The sequence below is a fragment of the Pseudomonas sp. YNh genome, assembly GCF_037993085.1.
GTDB lineage: Bacteria > Pseudomonadota > Gammaproteobacteria > Pseudomonadales > Pseudomonadaceae > Aquipseudomonas > Aquipseudomonas putida.
Genome location: NZ_JBBMRJ010000005.1, coordinates 322312 through 339989, shown reverse-complemented (window position 1 = coordinate 339989; position 17678 = coordinate 322312). Strand labels below are relative to the sequence as shown.

The following is a 17678-nucleotide window of genomic DNA, read 5'->3' as shown; positions in this document are numbered from 1 at the left end:
CAGGCCTTCAGGCAGATGGCAAGCAGCTACCCCGAGCGGCACTGCCCCGCACTGCCTCGGCCAGTTTGCGCAGGTTGGCCTGGTGCGCATTTACCAGGCTGGTGATGCTGTTGTCAGCGGCAGTCTGCACCGAGGTGCGGCAGGTCAGCTCAGCCTGCCCCACCAGTTTCAGGCGCCACACGGTTTCCAGCGAGGCATAGCGCCCCGGCACCGTATCGAAGCGTTGTACGTCCACCCGCACTGCCGCCTTGGCGTCACCCGCCGGCCCACCCAGCTGGTCCTGCAAGGCGCTGCGAAACTCATCCACCAGGTTGGCACCCCACCATTCCGTCTCCAGAATGGCCAGGCCACTCTGCCCTTGCCGCACCACCAGTTGCGGGCGATCCACCTGGGGCGGCACGACCACCCGGGTCACCCGGATGTGCTGCCCGCTGTCACGCATCGGCTCGTTCGGCACCAGCGTGTGGTAGTTGTTCGGCGTACTGCTGCAGCCCCCGAGCCACACCAGCAGGCTGGCCACACACACATTGCGCAGTCGTTGCATCGGCTGTCTCCTCAGGGTTCAAGCTCTGCGGCCCCGGCCGCTTTCGGCCGCCCGCGTATCAGCGACTCGGGGTGCCGGCCCAGGTAGTCGGCAAGGTCGCGCAGCGACCGCGACATGCGCTCCAGTTCATCCAGTGTTTCGCCCATGCGCTCGCGCTGCGGGGAGTCCTCGGAAATGGCCGCATTGGCCGTGCGCAGGGTCTTGTGCACTTCGTCCAGCGCCACCTTCACATCCGGCAACGTCTGGCCATTGAACTGCTTGAGGCTGGCGCGCAGCTCACGCAGGCTACCATCGAGGTTGCTGGCAATGCTTTCCAGCGGCAGCTTGGCTATGCGCTCGACCACCCGCTGCAGCTGCTCCTGCAACTGTTCCAGGCTGCCCGGCAAGGTGGGGATGGTGATGGGGTTGGCGGCCATGTCGAAGGCCACCTTGGGAGCACCCGGGTAAAAGTCCAGGGATATGAACATCTGCCCGGTTATGAGGTTGCCGCTACGCGCCTGCGCCCGCAGCCCGTGCTCGACGAAGGTGCCGATCAGCTGCCGCGCCCCATCCATGTCGCCCTCGGTGTGCTTGAACACTGCCAGCATCTTGCGGTGCACCGGCCCGAGGCGCTGCGGGTAGATCACCGCATCGACCACCACCGGGAAGGACTGCCGCTCGGCGTCGTAGTCCAGCTTGATCGAGGTGACCCGGCCAAACTCCACGCCCTTGAACTCCACCGGCGCCCCCACCGACAGGCCACGCATGGCCTGGTCGAAGCGTAGCTGCAGGTATTGCGCCTGGCCATTGGGCGGGGCCAAGGCGGACTCTCGGTCGGCAAACAGCTGAAAGCGGGCCTGATCGGCAGCAGGCTCGGCCTGCGGGGCAAAATCGGGCGAACCAAAGGCCAACCCGCCCACCAGGATCGATGACAGTGATTCGGTATCAACCTTCAGGCCGTTGGCGCCAATCTGCATGTCGACGCCACTGGCATTCCAGAAGCGGCTATCAGCGGTGACGAAACTGTCGTAGGGGGCCTGCACGAACACGCCAATCTCCACCCCCTTGCCATCGTCTTGCAGGGCAAACGACACCACCTCACCGACCGGGATCTTGCGGTAGTAGATCGACGAGCCGACATCCAGCGAGCCAAGGTCGCTGGCGGTGAGGAAAAAGCGCTTGCCCTTTTCGTCGAAGGTAACAGGTGGCGGCAGTTCCAGGCCGACAAAGGACTTTTCCGGGGTTTTCGATTCGCCGGAATCGGCCCCGATGAAACTGCCTGACAGCAGCGTATCCACCCCGGAAACCCCACCCACACCGATGCGCGGGCGCACAACCCAGAAGCGCGCGCCCTGGGTGGCGAACGCGCGGGCATCGTCGGACAACTGCACCTTGGCGACCACGCTTTTATTGTCATCGGCCAGGTCCACCGTCGTGACTTCGCCAATCACCACGCTGCGGTACTTTACCTGGGTCTTGCCGGCCACCAGCCCCTCTCCCGAGTGGAAGGAAATGGCAATGACCGGGCCCTGCTGCATCCAGTTGCGCACCACCAGTGACGCGCCGATCAGCATTGCCAGTATCGGCACGATCCACACCAGCGACACACTCCAGCGTCGGGTACGTACCTCAACCTGGCCTGCGCCCTCGCGCTCGTCAGTCTGTTGCCCCATCAGTGCGGCCTCCCCTCGTTGGCATGGCTATCCCAGATCAGGCGTGGATCGAAGCTCATCGCAGACAACATGGTCAGCACCACCACCATGCCAAAAAACAGGATGCCTACCCGCGGCTCGATGGTGCCCAGCCCGCGCAGTTGCACCAGCGCCGCCACCAGCGCCACCACCATGACATCGAGCATCGACCAGTACCCGATCAGCTCGACAAAGCGGTACAGTTGCGAACGCTGACGACAGGCCCAGGTGGAACGGTGCTGGGCGGTGAACAGCAGCAGGCCGAGCGAGAAGAACTTGATGGCAGGCACCCCCACGCTGGCAATGAAGATGATCAGCGCGATGTCCCAGGCGCCGGCCTCCCAGAACTCCAGCACACCACCACCAATGGTGCTTTCGCTGCCACTGCCAAGCATTTCGGTGTGCATCACCGGCAGCAGGTTGGCCGGGATGTAGAACACCAGCGCCGCCAGCAGAAACGCCCAGCCACGAGCGATGGCATTGGCCTTGCGCCGGTGAATGGCGGCGCCGCAGCGGTTGCAGGCGTGTGCGCCGCTGCTCAGGTCGCAGGCCTGGCCGCAGCCATGGCACAGACAAAGGCCCAGCTCGTCGGCGTTGGCCGGGTAATTCATACCTGCACCCATAGGTCGCGAATGTCCTTGCCGGCGATGTGGATGATGAGCATGCTCAGCGCGGCCAGGGCCAGCAGGCCGATGCCGGGGATCACATCAAGCAGCCCGGCCAGCTTGATCACTGCCACCATGGCCCCGAGCAGGCACACTTCCAGCATGCTCCACGGCCGCAGGCTCTCCAGGCCGCGCATGCACAGGGCAAAACCTGGGGCTCGCTGGCCGGCCAGGGCAAAACTCAAAACCCAGCACAACAGGGCAATCTGCAGCAGCGGCGCAAAGATGATCGACAGCGCCATGACCAGGGCGATGAAGGTGATGCTGCCTTGGCTGAGGATCTGCACCGCATCCCACAACGTCGCCGAATGGGTAAGCCCCTGCATGCCGATGGTCATCACCGGGTAGGCGTTGGCGAACACCAGCAGGATGCCGCCGGTCACACTCAAGGCCAGCCGCTGCTCGATGGTCAGTGACGTGTGCCGGTACAGCACGCCGCCACAGCGCAGGCACAGGGCGCGTTGGTGCTTGAGCAAAGGTGCACGCTGGTACACCGTGTTGCAGTACTCACAGATGATCAGATCCTGGGGCTGGGTCATGGCGTGTCCACGGTTAGCCCGACGTGAGGGTCACATGCAATGGCAAACTCTGTTATCCGGTGTAGACCATGCAGACAAATCCGCCATCCCCAACCGATGACGGACTATCCTGTGAAACGGGCTTTCTGCCCGGTTGAGGTGTGCCATGCGTACGTTCACGTGGAGTTACCTGCTTGTGCTGTTGTGTGCCGCATCCGCAGCCCAGGCGCAGTCGGTAGTGCCGCTCAAGGGCCAGAGCAGCCAGCAGATGCAACTGGACATCAACGATTGCAATACCGTCGCTACCAACGCCGCGAACAGCACCGCGACGTCCAGCGAAGCCCATGTCGGTGGCCGGGTGCGTGGGGCAGCAGCAGGCGCCGCCGCAGGTGCCGTGGGCGCGCAAGTGCGCGGCAACCAGCACGAGGAGCTGTATGACCGGGCCAGTGACGATGCCAAACAGCAATACCGGCAGAACCGTGCCGGCGAAACGGCCGCCGCCGGTGCGGCGGTAGGCGGCATGCGCCAGCGTCAGGACCGGCGACAGGATCGGCGCAGCCAGGACCAGGCCAAAACCCAGGCCCATGCCAGTGCCTACAGCGGTTGCCTGCAAGGGCGCGGTTATCAGGTCAACCCTTGATCAGCGGGCACGCCATGCTCCTGGATCGCGCAGCATGGCGTGCCAGCCTCAGAACTTCGCCAGTTCTTCCCGGCAAAACTCCACAAACAACTGTGCAGGCTTGGTCAGTTGCACCCGCTTCAACCACGCCGCCGCCAGCCCCGACAGCGCCACCGGCTCGGCGATATCCAGCAGGGCCAGGCGCTGGCCGTCGTAGGTGTATTCCGAATGCGGTCGGGTCACCAGCAGCGAAAAACCGAAACCCTGCCCGACCATGCCCCGCACCATCTCGATCGACGGTGAGCTGAAGACGATGTTCGGCGTCAAACCCATCTCGTTGAACAGGCTGACGAAGTAGGTGCGGCTGGGAGCCACGTCCAGCAGGATCATCGGCTCCGGGCACAGGTCACGCAGCGATACCTGGGCCTGGCCGGCAAAGCGGTGGTTTTCTGGCAGCAGCACGTAAGGTTTTTGCGGCGGCATCAGCGGCTCGGCTTCGATGGTGCCGTCCAGGTCATGATCGTAGAGAAACGCCAGGTCGAACGTTCCGGCCGTCAGGCCCTGGATCAGCTCCTGCTGCTCGCCGTCGCGCAGGCGGATATCCACGCCTGGGTAACGCTGGCGGAAGGCGGCGATCAGGCGCGGCAGATACAACGGTGCCACGGTTTCGAAACAGCCGATGTCGATCTGCCCGGCGACGGTGTCGTTGTCAGCCAGGGCGTTCTGCTCGAACTCGTGGGCCATCTGCAGCAGGGATCGGGTCTTGGCGTAGAAACGCTTGCCGCTGGGCGTCAACGACACACCCTGGGCATGGTGGCGAATGAACAGCTGCACGCCGAAACTTTCTTCCAGGCTCTTGATGGCCGTGGAAATGGACGGCTGGGCGATGTACAGCTGGCGAGAGGCTTCGGCAACGCTACCGGCCTCCACGGTGGTGACGAAGTACTTGAGTTGTCGCAGGGTATAGGCAGCCACGGGCACCTCTTTGACGCCGGTTTGGGCGCGCAGGGATCATGCCTGACACTTTAACCCCGCTGGCTGGCGGACGGGGGCCGGGTGATGAAGGATTTACCTATGGCTTGAGCAGTTTTTTTGTAGAGCGATCGCCCGAGCCGGGGAACAGCTGCTGGCCAAATACTCCCGAACGTCTTTACTGATACCCAACGGCCTCAGCATTACGGTGTACGCCTATGAAGATCGTGGTCACCAGCATTCTTGTCGACGACCAGGCCAAGGCCCTGGCCTTCTACCACTACGTACTCGGTTTCGAGCCCAGGCACGACATCCCCATGGGCCGGCACCGCTGGCTGACGCTGACCTCCCCCAACGATCCCAACGGCGTCGAGCTGTTGCTGGAGCCCGACGCGCACCCGGCGTCCAAGGTGTACAAGGCGGCGCTCAAGCAGGATGGCATCCCCGCCACCTCGTTTGGCGTGCGCGATATACAGGCCGAATACACCCGCCTCTGCGCGGCGGGTGTGCAGTTCACCCAGCCGCCCACCGACCTAGGCCCCGTCACCGTGGCCGTGTTCGATGACACCTGTGGCAACCTGATCCAGATCGCCCAGAAACACAGACAGCCCCTCGCGCACCAATAAGGAAAACAGATGCGCCACGAATTCAGCGAAGTACTGAACGACCTGGTCGATTACTTTCTGCTTGGCGATATCCAGTTGCTCGAACGTTTCAAGCAGGAGCATGAGCTACCGGACGACCTCGCCTACGCGTTTACCCATGGTGACATCGGCGACAAGGCGGTACGCGAAGGCGTCGTGCTGCCGCTGGCGGGGGTCGACAACCTGCCCTACCGCATTCTGTTCACCCTCGATGGCCATACCCCGGCCCTGCGCGAAGCTGGCAGCCGCCTGAAGCACCGGCGTAATGGCTATGTTTTGCGGGTCGAGCACGGTGCGCTGATGCTGTACACCTGGCGCATCCTGCAGCACTTCACGCCCAAGACCCTGGGTGACCTGATTGCCCGCTACCAGGTGCCGGGGCGGCCGATCATCGAGCTGGACAATGGCTGGTATGACGTGGAGGTACTGGCGGGGGCGCTGGTGCGCGACGGGTTGTACGAGCCGGCGTTCGAGTTCGTGCTGAAGAAGCGCTGGAGCCGGGGTGAGGCCGCGCAGGTGGATACCGGGTATGCCTTTGGCCTGCGCGGCTACTTCGATTGATTAGTGGGCTGTACCGGCCTCTTCGCGGGCTCGCCCGCTCCCACAGGTACAACACAAGCCGTGAAATCTGTGTTGTATCTGTGGGAGCGGGCGAGCCCGCGAAGAGGCCAGCACAACTGCCCCATCAGTCTCAGGTGTGGTTGATATCCCGGTCCTTGGTCTCCGGCAGGAAGAAGATCCCCAGCACCGCCGTCATTACCGCGATCACAATCGGGTACCACAAGCCGTAATAGATATCCCCGGTCGCCGCCACCATGGCAAACGCCACCGTCGGCAGGAAGCCGCCGAACCAGCCATTACCGATGTGGTAAGGCAGCGACATCGAGGTGTAGCGGATACGCGCCGGGAATAGCTCGACCAGCCAGGCAGCAATCGGGCCGTAGACCATGGTCACGTAGATCACCAAAATGGTCAGCAGCAACAGCACCATCGGGTAGTGGATCTTCGCCGGGTCGGCCTTTTCCGGGTAGCCGGCTTCTTTCAACGCACCACTCAAGGTGGCAGTAAACGCTTCACTCTGCACCTTGAAGTCCGCTGCGGCCATGCTGCTGCCTTCAAAGCTCGGCAGCACCCGCTCACCAATGCGAATCTGCGCCACGCTGCCAGGTTCGGCCGCCTGGTTGGTGTAGGGAATGGCGCGCTTGGCCAGCAGGCTCTTGGCGATGTCGCAGGAGCTGGTGAATTTGGCCTTGCCCACCGGGTCGAACTGGAACGCGCACTGACCAGGGTCAGCCACTACCACGACCGGGTTCTGCTCCTGGGCGACGAACACGTCCGGGTTGCCGTACTCGGTCAGCGCCTTGAAGATCGGGAAATAGGTCAGCGCAGCGATGATGCAGCCGGCCATGATGATCTTCTTGCGGCCAATGCGGTCGGACAGGCTACCGAAGATGATGAAGAACGGCGTGCCGATCAGCAACGAGCCGGCAATCAGCAGGTTGGCCGTCTGCGGCTCGATCTTGAGCATCTGCAACAGGAAGAACAGCGCATAGAACTGCCCGGTGTACCACACCACGGCCTGGCCGGCGGTGCCGCCCAGCAGCGACATGATCACCACCTTGAGGTTGTCCCAACGGGCGAACGACTCGGTCAGCGGTGCCTTGGATGCCTTGCCCTCGGCCTTCATCTTCATGAACACCGGCGACTCGTTGAGCTGCATGCGGATGTACACCGAAATCGCCAGCAGCAGGATCGACAGCAGGAACGGCACCCGCCAGCCCCAGGCCTCGAACACCTCAGTACCCATGACCGTGCGGCAGCTCATGATCACCAGCAGCGACAGGAACAGCCCCAACGTGGCTGTGGTCTGGATCCAGGCGGTGAAAAAGCCGCGACGGCCCTTGGGCGCATGTTCGGCCACATAGGTGGCCGCGCCGCCGTACTCCCCCCCCAGGGCCAGGCCCTGCAGCAACCGCAAGGTAATCAGGATGACCGGCGCGGCCACGCCGATCGCGCTGTAGCTCGGGAGCAGGCCCACCAGCGCGGTAGACAGGCCCATGATCACAATCGTGATAAGGAACGTATGCTTGCGCCCGATCATGTCACCCAGGCGGCCGAACACGATTGCCCCGAACGGCCGTACGGCAAAACCGGCGGCAAAGGCAAGCAAGGCGAAGATGAACGAGGTGGTTTCATTGACACCGGCAAAGAAGTGCTTGGCGATGATCGCGGCGAGGGAGCCGTACAGGTAGAAGTCGTACCATTCGAACACCGTGCCCAGGGATGAGGCGAAGATGACCTTGCGCTCCTCCTTGGTGATACCGCGTTGGGGCGCGCTACTGCCCGTGGATGCGCTGTCGAGAACCGCCATGGGTTGCCTCCGTCATGTCGTCATACAGGCCGGAGCACCTCACAACCACTTCACCGTCGCACCCAGGCCCTGGGGCTTGCTTTGGTTGCGCGAAGCACGACGAGGCGGGCCGCCTCGGATCGCAGCAAGGTAAATGAAGCATAATCGGGATTGCCGGGATATCCACCCGCCTGGCCATACACAAGAGGGCGGCATGAACGAGACGGCATCACCGGGTGGGCTGCCAATGACAGTGCTGCGGCGATGAAACCAATGAAGAACAGTGGGGCGTAGAGGGTGGGCATGCAGAAGCTGTAGCGGCACATCACGGACTTTTGTGGGAGCGCCAGCCGTCAAGACCGACTATGTACGCAACGGCATCACCGCAAACTGCCCGGATGCGCGTCCGAACGGCCAAAGCCCAAGCGGTCGTAGGCGATTACCCGGTGCCCGGTGGCTTGCGCCAACTGCGCTGGGAAGTCGCGCCACAACGCCACACACCCCAGCGAATCATGCAGCAGGACAATGGGCGCCCCCTGTGCCTGCAACGGCGTCCAATCCTGGGCGAACAACTTGCCTTGCGCGGTGTCGACCCAGTGCTCGCGCATGTGCAGGTCGCTCATACCGCCTCCGCTACCGGCCCCTTCAACTCGACCTGGTTGCCATCCGGGTCGTAGCAGTAAAGCGACGGACCCTCGCCTTCAGCGCCATAACGCTTTTCTGCCGGCTCCACTTTTACCCCGGCGGCTTCCAGGTAGGCGATCAAGGCGGCCTCGTCGAACGGCTCGATACGCAGACAGAAATGGTGCAGGTTGCGCCCTTCCAGCCCCGGCGCCGCCCCGCCTGGCCGCCCCAGCGGGCCGTCCAGGGTCACCAGGTCGATCATCGCCGTGCCCGTGGCGAGGTGCACCATGCCCAGGTCTTCGCGCACACGGCTGACGTGGCAACCGAGCAGCTCGGTGTAGAAGGCAACACTGCGCGGCAGGTCGCTGACCCGCAGAACAAGATGATCTATGTGCTTGATAGCGAACGGTCGCATACCGGGCTCCTTGTGCCATGAGTGCGAATAGTTTCGCCACCATAGCCCAGCTTCGCCCGGAGTGAACAGAACCAGCTACTCGTTTACCAAGCGTTGCAGCACGCCCCCTTCATGGTGCGCCAGGATACGCAGCAGTTGGTCGACCAGCGCCCGGTCCGGGGCATCCAGGTGGAAGTGGTGCCCGCCGGGATGCCAGGAAACCTTGGCATGGCTGGGCAAGGCTGCCTGACGCCGGGTAAAAGCCTCGCCGGTGAATGCCCCTTGACGGCCGAACAGCAGGTACAGCGGGCAGCGGATCTGGTTGAGCAGGTCGCATGCGTCGCGCTCGGTCAGCGGCATGGGTTCGGGCAACACCAGCCGCGGGTCGTGGCGCCAGCAATAGCCATCGCCCAGTTGCAGCAGGTCGCGCAACGCCAGCAGCCGTGCGGCACCTTCCGACAGTTCGGTGTCAAGGCGCTCGCGCCGTTGCGCCAGGGCGGTGTCCAGGTCATCGAAGCGGCCGACGTCCGGCTCGGCAAAGCCCGGCAGCTGGCTGCGCTGGACCATACGTTTGAGCCGGTAGGCCCGCGCCAGGTGCTGCACGCGGTCATCCTCGGCCACCGTGAACGGGGCACCCATGCCGTCGAGGAAGGTCATGCTGGCAATGCCACTGGTCATGGCCGCCAGTAGCGACGCCACACCGGTGCCCATGCCATGGGCCAGCACATGGAATTGCGCCAGGCCCAGGCTGTCGGTCACCGCCAGCATGTCTTCGGCATGCTCCCACAGGTAATAGCCACTGTCGCGGCGGCGATGGTCCGAACGGCCATGGCCGACCAGGTCGGGGGCCACCACAAAGCAACCGTCCAGCATCGGTGCCAGGCGTTCGAACGAGGCAGCGTTATCCAGCCAGCCATGCAAGGCCAGGACGGGAATACCGTCTTCGGCGCCCCAGGTGCGGACCGCTATTTCAATACCATCGAGGTCGAGCAGGTGATCTTTCGGACTGCACAGCGAACGCATTGCAATTCTCCTTGGCTGCCTGCGTCTTGGCCTGCCTCACCCTCTCGCACATCCCCCCTCGCCGCTAGCCCCTCACCGACCCGCGCATGCGCAGCACCGACCCTTGACGACAACTATCTACCGCACCATGGCGCCTTGATGAGCGTGGACTATTGGCCCCCAACGCAAGAGACCGTTGCCATGACCAACCCCACGCCGTTACATGAAAGCCAGATAACCCGAACATTACCGAAATGGAGCAAGGTTCTTCAGCCCGCACATACGCACAAAGTGCTGCAAAGCCTGCGCAAGGAGTATCTGGATGAAGATGGCTCCCCTTACTCTTGGTACGCCACTGCCGATGAGCCAGCGCGTGAGCAGTTGCTCAGAGCTATCAAAACGCGGGACAAACGCCTGGTACAAGTCAGGCAGGCACTGGCGGGTTTCCAGGACATCGTCGGCTTCTGCACCCCACTGCTGACCAAGCGCTTGAAGGTGAGCGTGCCCGTAGACAGGGCGCAATATGTGTTCCAGCCCTTTGAATCAGACGCCAACATCTGGGTCGGCGTACCCGACGTAGAAACGCCCTTGGTCCCCGACCTTGAGGTGGATGTGCTGACCACCCGCCCTGTGGGCGAACCGCAAACACGCAGCTTGCTGGAGGCTGCCCTGCACAATTTCGAGGGCCTGGCCGAAGTAGGTGCTTACAGCAGGCTCACCAGCGCTGCTGGCAGCGATTCGCCTCTACCGGGCCTGGCGATGGCGGACTTCGTCAACCATTGTCGGGGGCTGGACCTGGGCGCACGCTATCAGGAACATCTGCTGGCAACCCATGAGGGTGCCAATCGCGCTGAAGTCCAGCGCCTGTCAATAGCAGCGAGTCGCGAGGCCCTGAGGGTTCAGGCACTGATTGCAAAGCTCAAAGGCCTGCTGAGCGAACATGGGCTCGATGCGCTTGTGCAACTGTGCGACGGCAAGCCTCAACCTACCTATGAAAAACAGGCACTGCATTGCTGGAACTTCAGCCTGTTCGGTATCCCCGTCCACGAAATGCTGTTCATCGGGCCAGACAATCCTGACCGGACAAACCCCTGCGTCCTGTATATGCCTGGCGACAGCGAGCACCCTATAAGGGAGTTTGCTTCTCGCCAGGAAGCCGGCAAACACCTGCGTAGCCGCCTGTTGCAAAGCGAGTTTCGCCAAAGCGTGGTGCATTTCGCCTACAAAGACAGGCAAAAGGAACTGGCCGACAAACTGGAAAATGCGCTGTTCGAACAGGATGAAGCAGGCAGACGCAAACCCAGAAAAATGCCCGCAATCCCCTTCACCCTCTCGCCAATCAGAACCGACCCTTGGGCGACCTTGTACAACGCCCACCTTGCGCGGATGAAGGCCGACGCAAGAACCATTGCGGTCCCCACCGCCGAGGTCGACGCCAAGGCCCGCGACAAGCGACTGAAGCACTGGCTCGAGGTGGGCATGAATGTGCTGAACGTCGCTGCGTTTTTCGTACCAGGGTTGAACACAGTCATGCTCGGCGTTTTCGCTTACGACCTGATGAGCTCGGTTTTCACCGGGTTCGAGGCGTGGGAAGAAGGCGATACCCGGCAAGCACTGGCGCAACTGGAATCGTTGGCAATCAATGCGGCAGTGATTGCCGGCTTTGCTACCGGCGCCAAGCTCGTCCAGGCGTCAGGCTTTGTCGATGCGCTGACGAGTGTGTGGCATGAAGACAAAGAAGTGCTCTGGCACCCCGACATGACGCCCTATGCGAGCAAAACGGCTATCCCTGATGGGGCCCAACCCGACCTGCTCGGCCATGTGCACATCGATGGGAAGACCTTTCTCCAGCTGGATGGGACGCTGTACGAAGTGTTTCAGGACGCAGACCAGCAATGGTACGTGCGCCACCCCGAGGATGCACAGGCCTATGCCCCACGCTTGCTCCACCACGGTAATGCCCGCTGGCAACTGGCTCATGAGCAGCCTCTGGAATGGGACCGCGAACAGCTCATGCGCCGCCTTGGCGACCATAGCGCAGGCCTGGACGACAGCGAACTGGACCATGCCATGCGCGGTACCGGTACCGATCCAGACGTGCTGCGCCGCGCTCAGGCAGGGGGCCTGCGCCCACCCGCTTTGTTGATCGACGCGCTGCAGCGGTTGCAACTGGACAATCAAACTCAACAGATCATCAACTGCGTACGCCATGGGTTGCCGCTGGCTGCGTACAAGAACTTCGCCTTGCCTGAGTTGCTGCGCCTGCCGGGGTGGCCCGAGGGGAACGTGCTCAAGGTTTACCAAGGGCCGGAACCCTGGGGCGAATCTGTGCGCTACGGCCCCCCGTACACGCTGGGCCAAGTGGAAATCGAAATTACCCGTACCGACCTGGACAATGGCCAGCTGAGCCAGACCGTGCTGGATCAGATGGATGAAGAAGCCATTGAGCAGTTGCTCGGTGACACACCCGCCGAGCACCGATCGCACGCGCTGAACAACAAGCTCGCGCAACACCTGGAACAGCATCGCGAGGCGCTGTTCGAGAGCCTGCAACAAAGACACCGTCCCACACGCCCAGCAACCGCACAAACCCTCGCCCGGCAGTTTCCCGGGCTACCGGACAGCGCGCTTGAAGAATTGCTTGCCAACATCAGCAACGCCGAACGGCAACGCCTGACAAACGGGCGGGTGCCGCTTCGCATTGCCGAGGAAGCGCGCCTTCTGCAAGCTCGAGTGCGGCTTGACCGCGCCCTCCTCGGCCTGTTCAGGCCCAGCCTGGCCAACGACGACAGCCTGCGCCTGCAACAGGCGCTGCAAGCCGAACACCCGCAGGCTGACCCTGCCCTGTTGCTGGAACTCGCCCTCGGCGATCGCCAGCACTGCGCCTCACTGCTCGGCCAGCAACCCATCAATCCCAGGTTCCGCTCCCCCTTGCGATTGGCCAACGGCCAGCTTGGCTATCCCCTGAGCGGCCGTGGCTTGCAAACGCGAGCCTTGCCAGCCGCGCGTCGACTTCGGGCACTCTACCCCGAACTCAGCAGCCAGGAGATCAGCGCGCTGCAAACCGAACTTGCCCAAGGAGGCGACCTGGGTAGTGCAATCAGCCAACTGGAAGCCGAGCAGCGCACGCTTAACCGTGATCTCAACCGCTGGGTCAGCACCTCACGCACCCTTGAAGAACGCTTTGATCGCCAGCAATTCACCGAGCGACTGATGAGTGCTTCGCGGCGTGAAGGCGGCGCGCAACGCGCAGTGCTGGTGCTGAGCCAGATGCAACTGGAAGCGCTGCCAGCGTTCACTGCCCGTATGCCGCATATCCGGCAACTCGTCCTTGAAGGGTTGCAGATGCGACGCCTGGAGGGTGGCTTCCTGGCAAACTTCCCTGACCTGGACACCCTGGAAATCATCGGTAACCCGGAGATGGACGCTGAAGCATTGTTCGAGGCGCTCAAGTCTGCACCACGGCTACGCGAACTGGGCCTGGCAGGCAATGGCCTTACTACCCTTTCAGCCACTGCCCAGCAGGCCATTGGGGCGATGCCTGGCCTGCGGGTGCTCGGCCTCAGCCGTAACCGGCTGCGGCTCGATAATGCCAGCTTGGCCTTCCTGACGCGTTTGCCCCTGGATGGACTTGGCCTGGGCAGCAACCAGATCACACTTGATGAGAGCCTGGCCGCCCAGTTTCAGGACATGATCCATCCCAAGGTACTACACCTGTCGGGCAACCCACTGCGGCTGGCGCCAGACCTGCGCTTCATGGCCCGCCTCAGCCACCTGGACCTTGACCGCTGCGAACTGCAGCAATGGCCCGACAGCCTGACAATCCTCATGAGCCAGCCCCAGTACGAGCTGCGCTATCTGAACCTCTCCTCCAACCGCATTCGTACCCTGCCAGACTTGCCAGGTGTACTGCGCACCCCGTTCGCCCGCGATGTCGCCGCTCGCTTGCCTGAGCGCCGCTGGCTGTTCAACTACAACACGCTGGAAGCCGAGGCACGTGCGCGCCTGGGCAGCAGTGGCGTCAATGTATTCGAGCACGCAGAAGACGTGCCGCCGTGGCAAGGTTTTTTCCGTGGCGGCGCGAGCAGTGCCGAAGAGCAGCTGTGGAGCGGCCTCTTTGACCAAGGTGAAAACGCAGCGTTGCTGGGGGTGCTTGAACGTGTTGCCCAGTCGGCAGAGGCGCGGCGTGATGCCGAGGCCCTGAGGGAGCGTGTATGGGAGCTGCTGGATGACGCTGCCCACGACACCGTGTTGCGCGAACGCCTCGCGACAGTGGCCGGGGACTTCCCCCCAACCTGCGGCGACGCAGGTGCCGACGCATTCAGTGCCTTGGAGATAGAAGTGCTGGCCCACGACGCTGCCGGCCATGCCGGTAGTCGGCCGGCCGATCTGCTGAACCTGTATCGAAAGTTGTATCGTCGCGATCAGGTCAATCAACTGGCGGACCGCATCAGCTGGAAACGGTCCTTGCGCAAGCAGGCGCTACTGAATGATGGTTTCGATGAAGATCTACCCTCATACGATGTGCTCGACGAACCCTCTGCCTTTCCGGACTCCGCCCTGGCAACCGGCCTGGTGGACGATATCGAGCTGCGCCTGGCCTTGCGCCAGTCCTTGGCTACCGTGCTGGACTACCCTGAGCCGAGCAGCGGCATGCTGTACCGCAGCACGGCCAGGATCAACCAGACAATCATCGACAAGGTGAAAGCTGCGGTCCTTGAGCTGGATACGGATGCCACCGCTCGAGAGCAATGGTTGACCCAGCAGCCGGGCTGGGTCGAGTACTTGAAACGAGAGCATGCGGCACAGTTCAGCCTGATAACCGACTTCTGGCGGCCAGGCCTTGACTACCTCTATTACTGCCTGGATGAAACCGCCGACCCAGTGACATCCCTGGACAGCTCTGTGCGACGAGCCTTGGCCAGGGTCATGCCTGAAAGCCCGGTGGATGCCGAGGGCAGGCTGCGTCGCGTCGCGCTCAACGAGCAGCAGTATCGCCAAGGCGTGGACGCGCTGACTGCCGAGCAGCAGCAGGTTGAAACCGGTCTGCTGATCAGCCTCACCCGCCAGACGCAAACAATCGGCCGCTGAACCCCACTCACTGCCCGCGCAGGTCTTCGAAGAAGGCCTGCTTGCCATCCACCCGGCCGGACGCCCGTGGGGCCGCTGCGGCGTCACCACTGGCGGCCTCCACGTGCCAGTAGCAGTGCTGCACCGCGCGGGTCACCGCCACGTAGGCCAGGCGCTGCACTTCTTCCTTCTGCGCCGTATCGAACGGTTGGGCATCCCCGGCCTTGCCCAGACCCGCCTGGCGGTACACCTGGTTCTTGTAGGGCGAGCTGGTCAGGTACTGGCAGTCGCCCAGCATGAACACCGCATCGGCCTGCAAGCCCTTGGCACTGTGGTAGGTCAACTGACGCAGCCGGCGCTGCTCGGCCGGCAACGCCGCCTCGGCGTGCAGCACGCTCTGCAGGTGGTCGCTCATCAAGGCCCTGTCGCTGCCCTTGCGGTACAGCATCATGACCGTCTCACCCCGTTGGTAGTGCTCGATCAGCGTTTCACCCAAGGCGGCCTCGTCACGGTCGAACACCTTGACCGCAGAGCCCGGCAATTCGGCTGCCGGGCCACTGGCGCGGGCTTTCTTGCCGGCAATCGCCGGGGTGCCTTTGACCAGGTGTTCGGCCGCGTCGATCACCTGCTGCTGGCAACGATAGTTGTCGACCAGCATCACCCGCGTGTTGGCCGGCGACGGGAAGGCTTTGGCGAATTCCATGAAGTACTTGGGCGAACTGCCCCGCCAGCCGTAGATGGACTGCCAGTCGTCACCCACGCACAGCAGCGACGAATGCTGGGCATGGCGCCCGGTGTGCATGGTCGGGCCACGCCGGCGGATTTCAGCCAGGCTGGCGCGCAGCCAGCTGACGATCTGCGGCGACACGTCCTGGAACTCGTCGATCATCAGGTGCGCCAGAGGCCGCAACAACGGGTCGGGCAGCAGTTGCAGGTTTTCCGGGTTGTTCTCGCTGAACAGGGCGAACATGCGGTTGTAGCTCATCACCGGCGGCGACTGGTCCAGCAGGTGTGCTTCCAGGGCCTTCCAGTACAGGGCCAGGGCCTCGAAAAACAAGGCATCGCTGTCGCCGGGCGGGAAGCTCATCGCCGCCACCGCGTTGTTCACGTCCAGGCCAAGGTTCTCGATGAAGTTGGCCGCGCCGACAAAGGCGTCCAGCAACGGCGCCGGTGCCAGTTCGCCCTTGACCTTGTACTCGAACCCCGGGCCGGCCACGGCATCGCCAGCCAACGAGGCCGCCAGGCGCCGGGCCATGGCATAGTTGTCGAGCCAGATCAGCGGCCGGTCGCAGAAGGCCTGCAACAGGGTTCGCTTGACCGCCCACTCGGCACGCACTGCCAACTTGGCGCCGGGGCGCTGGTACTGTGGGCTTTCAGCCGGGTCGAAGCCCAGCACCACCAATGGCCCCTGGCCAGCCAGGCGGCCATGCACATGGAAGCGGCTGCCACGGATGTCGACAGTTTCGCGGCAAGGCTCGATGCCCTTGATCGGCCAGGCGCCGGCGGCGAACCACAGGTCCTCGATTACGTCGCACAGTTCTTCGTCGCGCTGGGCGGCCAACTGGGTCACCTGTGCGCGCTTCTGCACGTCAGGGTTGTTCGGGTCCAGTGGTTTGAGTTGCAAGGCTTCGCTGCGCAACAGGCCGACCAGCTCGGCAAAACGCGGGCTCTCACCCAGCACGCTGCTATAGCACTGGTTCAGTTGCTGGCGCTGGGCATCGTTCAGGCGCAGGTCGAACGGGTTGCTGTCGGCCTCGGCCTCACGCCCGGCAGGCATCTCGTTGCCCAGTGTCTCGAAGGCGCGCACCTGGCCGAAGCCCGGCAGGCTGCGTACCAGCGGCAGGATGCGCGAATGGAAGGTACGCACCAGTTCGCGAGCCTGCACCGGTTGCAGGCTGATCTGCCACAGGGCGAATACCTGCACCAGGCGCTTGATGAAGTCCTTGCGCGACTCGCGGGTGAACGTGACCACGGTCATCGCGTCCAGCTCGTAACCCAGATAATGGCGCAGCAGCAGGATGCGCAACACCAGCGACGTGGACTTGCCTGCCCCGGCGCCGGCCACCACACAGGTGGACGGGGTGTCACTGAAGATCAGTTTCCACTGCGCGGCGCTGGGTTGCGCCTCGGCGGGCAGGCGTTGGGCGACGTCGGCTTTGAAGCGCTTTTTCAGCTCGGCTGTCAACGGCAGGCGCCAGTCGTCGAACAGGTTGTCGTCCTGACCGGGCACGGCAGCGATGTCAGGCCGGGTATCGCGGATCACCAGCACCTGGCGCCCGGCTTCGTAACCCTCCACCCGCCCGCGGTCGAACCCTTCACGAACGCCATCGGCGTGGCCACTTCGCTGGCCGGTGGCGTGGCCGAGGAACCAGGAGTCACGGTGCTGGGCTTGCAGACGGGTCAGGCCACGCCCCAGCAGGCGGGCGGCCAGGCGGCGAAACCAGGGCAATTGCGCGGGTGGGGTAAGGTCGGCGGGGGCCTGGGGTTGCTCGTGGGCCACGGTCACTCCGTTGAAAAACAAAAACAGCTGGCATGTTCGCCGCATCGACGGAAAATCGCCAGCGAATGCTTGCAGATCAGTGGATTAGGCGATGAAGCGAATAAAG

General features: G+C 63.3%; 13 protein-coding genes and 1 pseudogene. 4 read left to right on the top strand and 10 right to left on the bottom strand.

The features are described 5' to 3' along the window. Window positions 1-7: 7 nt before the first annotated feature. From WF331_RS07325 to WF331_RS07310, 4 genes are read right to left on the bottom strand one after another with little or no spacing between them, the layout of a single operon-like run. On the bottom strand, window positions 8-544 hold the full coding sequence (locus tag WF331_RS07325) for a PqiC family protein (RefSeq protein ID WP_049275411.1): 537 nt from the start codon (window positions 542-544) through the stop codon (window positions 8-10). An 11-nt stretch (window positions 545-555) separates the two neighbouring features. After that, window positions 556-2196 carry a PqiB family protein gene (locus WF331_RS07320; protein ID WP_284398016.1) on the bottom strand — a complete coding sequence of 547 codons (1641 nt, stop codon included), beginning with the start codon at window positions 2194-2196 and terminating at the stop codon, window positions 556-558. Next, on the bottom strand, window positions 2196-2825 hold the full coding sequence (locus tag WF331_RS07315) for a paraquat-inducible protein A (RefSeq protein WP_059395050.1): 630 nt from the start codon (window positions 2823-2825) through the stop codon (window positions 2196-2198). Before WF331_RS07315 ends, WF331_RS07320 begins: the two co-directional genes overlap by 1 nt. Further along, window positions 2822-3418 (bottom strand): paraquat-inducible protein A, encoded by a 597-nt coding sequence (locus WF331_RS07310; RefSeq protein ID WP_049275408.1) that lies wholly within the window; start codon window positions 3416-3418, stop codon window positions 2822-2824. Before WF331_RS07310 ends, WF331_RS07315 begins: the two co-directional genes overlap by 4 nt. A gap of 145 nt (window positions 3419-3563) precedes the next feature. Between WF331_RS07310 and WF331_RS07305 the strand changes: the two genes are divergently transcribed. After that, entirely contained in the window at window positions 3564-4037 is a 474-nt protein-coding gene (locus WF331_RS07305) for a YMGG-like glycine zipper-containing protein (protein WP_016500345.1), read from the top strand. 48 nt (window positions 4038-4085) lie between these two features. On the opposite strand, the gene WF331_RS07300 is transcribed toward WF331_RS07305, so the two are convergent. Then, the gene (locus tag WF331_RS07300; RefSeq protein ID WP_016500346.1) at window positions 4086-4991 is read right to left on the bottom strand and encodes a LysR family transcriptional regulator; all 906 of its coding nucleotides are present in this window, start codon (window positions 4989-4991) and stop codon (window positions 4086-4088) included. A 215-nt stretch (window positions 4992-5206) separates the two neighbouring features. Between WF331_RS07300 and WF331_RS07295 the strand changes: the two genes are divergently transcribed. Beyond that, window positions 5207-5614 (top strand): VOC family protein, encoded by a 408-nt coding sequence (locus tag WF331_RS07295; protein WP_284362606.1) that lies wholly within the window; start codon window positions 5207-5209, stop codon window positions 5612-5614. Window positions 5615-5623: 9 nt separating this feature from the next. Continuing rightward, window positions 5624-6193 (top strand): hypothetical protein, encoded by a 570-nt coding sequence (locus WF331_RS07290; RefSeq protein WP_016500348.1) that lies wholly within the window; start codon window positions 5624-5626, stop codon window positions 6191-6193. A gap of 130 nt (window positions 6194-6323) precedes the next feature. Here WF331_RS07290 and WF331_RS07285 read toward each other — a convergent pair whose 3' ends face one another. The 4 genes and pseudogenes from WF331_RS07285 to WF331_RS07270 all read right to left on the bottom strand — a co-directional run bounded on the left by WF331_RS07285 (window position 6324) and on the right by WF331_RS07270 (window position 10023). Beyond that, window positions 6324-8003, bottom strand: coding sequence for an MFS transporter (locus tag WF331_RS07285; RefSeq protein ID WP_016500349.1), 1680 nt, complete (start codon window positions 8001-8003; stop codon window positions 6324-6326). Window positions 8004-8368: 365 nt separating this feature from the next. Further along, window positions 8369-8605, bottom strand: a pseudogene (locus tag WF331_RS07280) (alpha/beta fold hydrolase); the annotation flags it as partial. After that, complete coding sequence (locus WF331_RS07275) at window positions 8602-9021, bottom strand: VOC family protein (protein ID WP_059395052.1); 420 nt, start codon at window positions 9019-9021, stop codon at window positions 8602-8604. The pseudogene WF331_RS07280 and the gene WF331_RS07275, both read right to left, overlap by 4 nt. 75 nt (window positions 9022-9096) lie before the next feature. Beyond that, window positions 9097-10023, bottom strand: coding sequence for an alpha/beta fold hydrolase (locus WF331_RS07270; RefSeq protein WP_016500352.1), 927 nt, complete (start codon window positions 10021-10023; stop codon window positions 9097-9099). Between the two features lie 180 nt (window positions 10024-10203). On the opposite strand from WF331_RS07270, the gene WF331_RS07265 reads away from it, so the two are divergent. Then, entirely contained in the window at window positions 10204-15093 is a 4890-nt protein-coding gene (locus tag WF331_RS07265; RefSeq protein WP_340622780.1) for an NEL-type E3 ubiquitin ligase domain-containing protein, read from the top strand. Between the two features lie 7 nt (window positions 15094-15100). Here the strand turns inward: WF331_RS07265 and WF331_RS07260 are convergent, their stop codons facing one another. Then, complete coding sequence (locus tag WF331_RS07260) at window positions 15101-17617, bottom strand: UvrD-helicase domain-containing protein (protein ID WP_340622779.1); 2517 nt, start codon at window positions 17615-17617, stop codon at window positions 15101-15103. Between the last annotated feature and the right edge of the window lie 61 nt (window positions 17618-17678).

Coding starts and splice junctions, on each gene's coding strand:
- WF331_RS07305 (WP_016500345.1), top strand. CDS start 3,564: ATGCGTACGTTCACGTGGAGTTACCTGCTTGTGCTGTTGTGTGCCGCA.
- WF331_RS07285 (WP_016500349.1), bottom strand. CDS start 8,003: ATGGCGGTTCTCGACAGCGCATCCACGGGCAGTAGCGCGCCCCAACGC.
- WF331_RS07260 (WP_340622779.1), bottom strand. CDS start 17,617: ATGCGGCGAACATGCCAGCTGTTTTTGTTTTTCAACGGAGTGACCGTG.
- WF331_RS07270 (WP_016500352.1), bottom strand. CDS start 10,023: ATGCGTTCGCTGTGCAGTCCGAAAGATCACCTGCTCGACCTCGATGGT.
- WF331_RS07325 (WP_049275411.1), bottom strand. CDS start 544: ATGCAACGACTGCGCAATGTGTGTGTGGCCAGCCTGCTGGTGTGGCTC.
- WF331_RS07320 (WP_284398016.1), bottom strand. CDS start 2,196: ATGGGGCAACAGACTGACGAGCGCGAGGGCGCAGGCCAGGTTGAGGTA.
- WF331_RS07295 (WP_284362606.1), top strand. CDS start 5,207: ATGAAGATCGTGGTCACCAGCATTCTTGTCGACGACCAGGCCAAGGCC.
- WF331_RS07310 (WP_049275408.1), bottom strand. CDS start 3,418: ATGACCCAGCCCCAGGATCTGATCATCTGTGAGTACTGCAACACGGTG.
- WF331_RS07290 (WP_016500348.1), top strand. CDS start 5,624: ATGCGCCACGAATTCAGCGAAGTACTGAACGACCTGGTCGATTACTTT.
- WF331_RS07265 (WP_340622780.1), top strand. CDS start 10,204: ATGACCAACCCCACGCCGTTACATGAAAGCCAGATAACCCGAACATTA.
- WF331_RS07275 (WP_059395052.1), bottom strand. CDS start 9,021: ATGCGACCGTTCGCTATCAAGCACATAGATCATCTTGTTCTGCGGGTC.
- WF331_RS07315 (WP_059395050.1), bottom strand. CDS start 2,825: ATGAATTACCCGGCCAACGCCGACGAGCTGGGCCTTTGTCTGTGCCAT.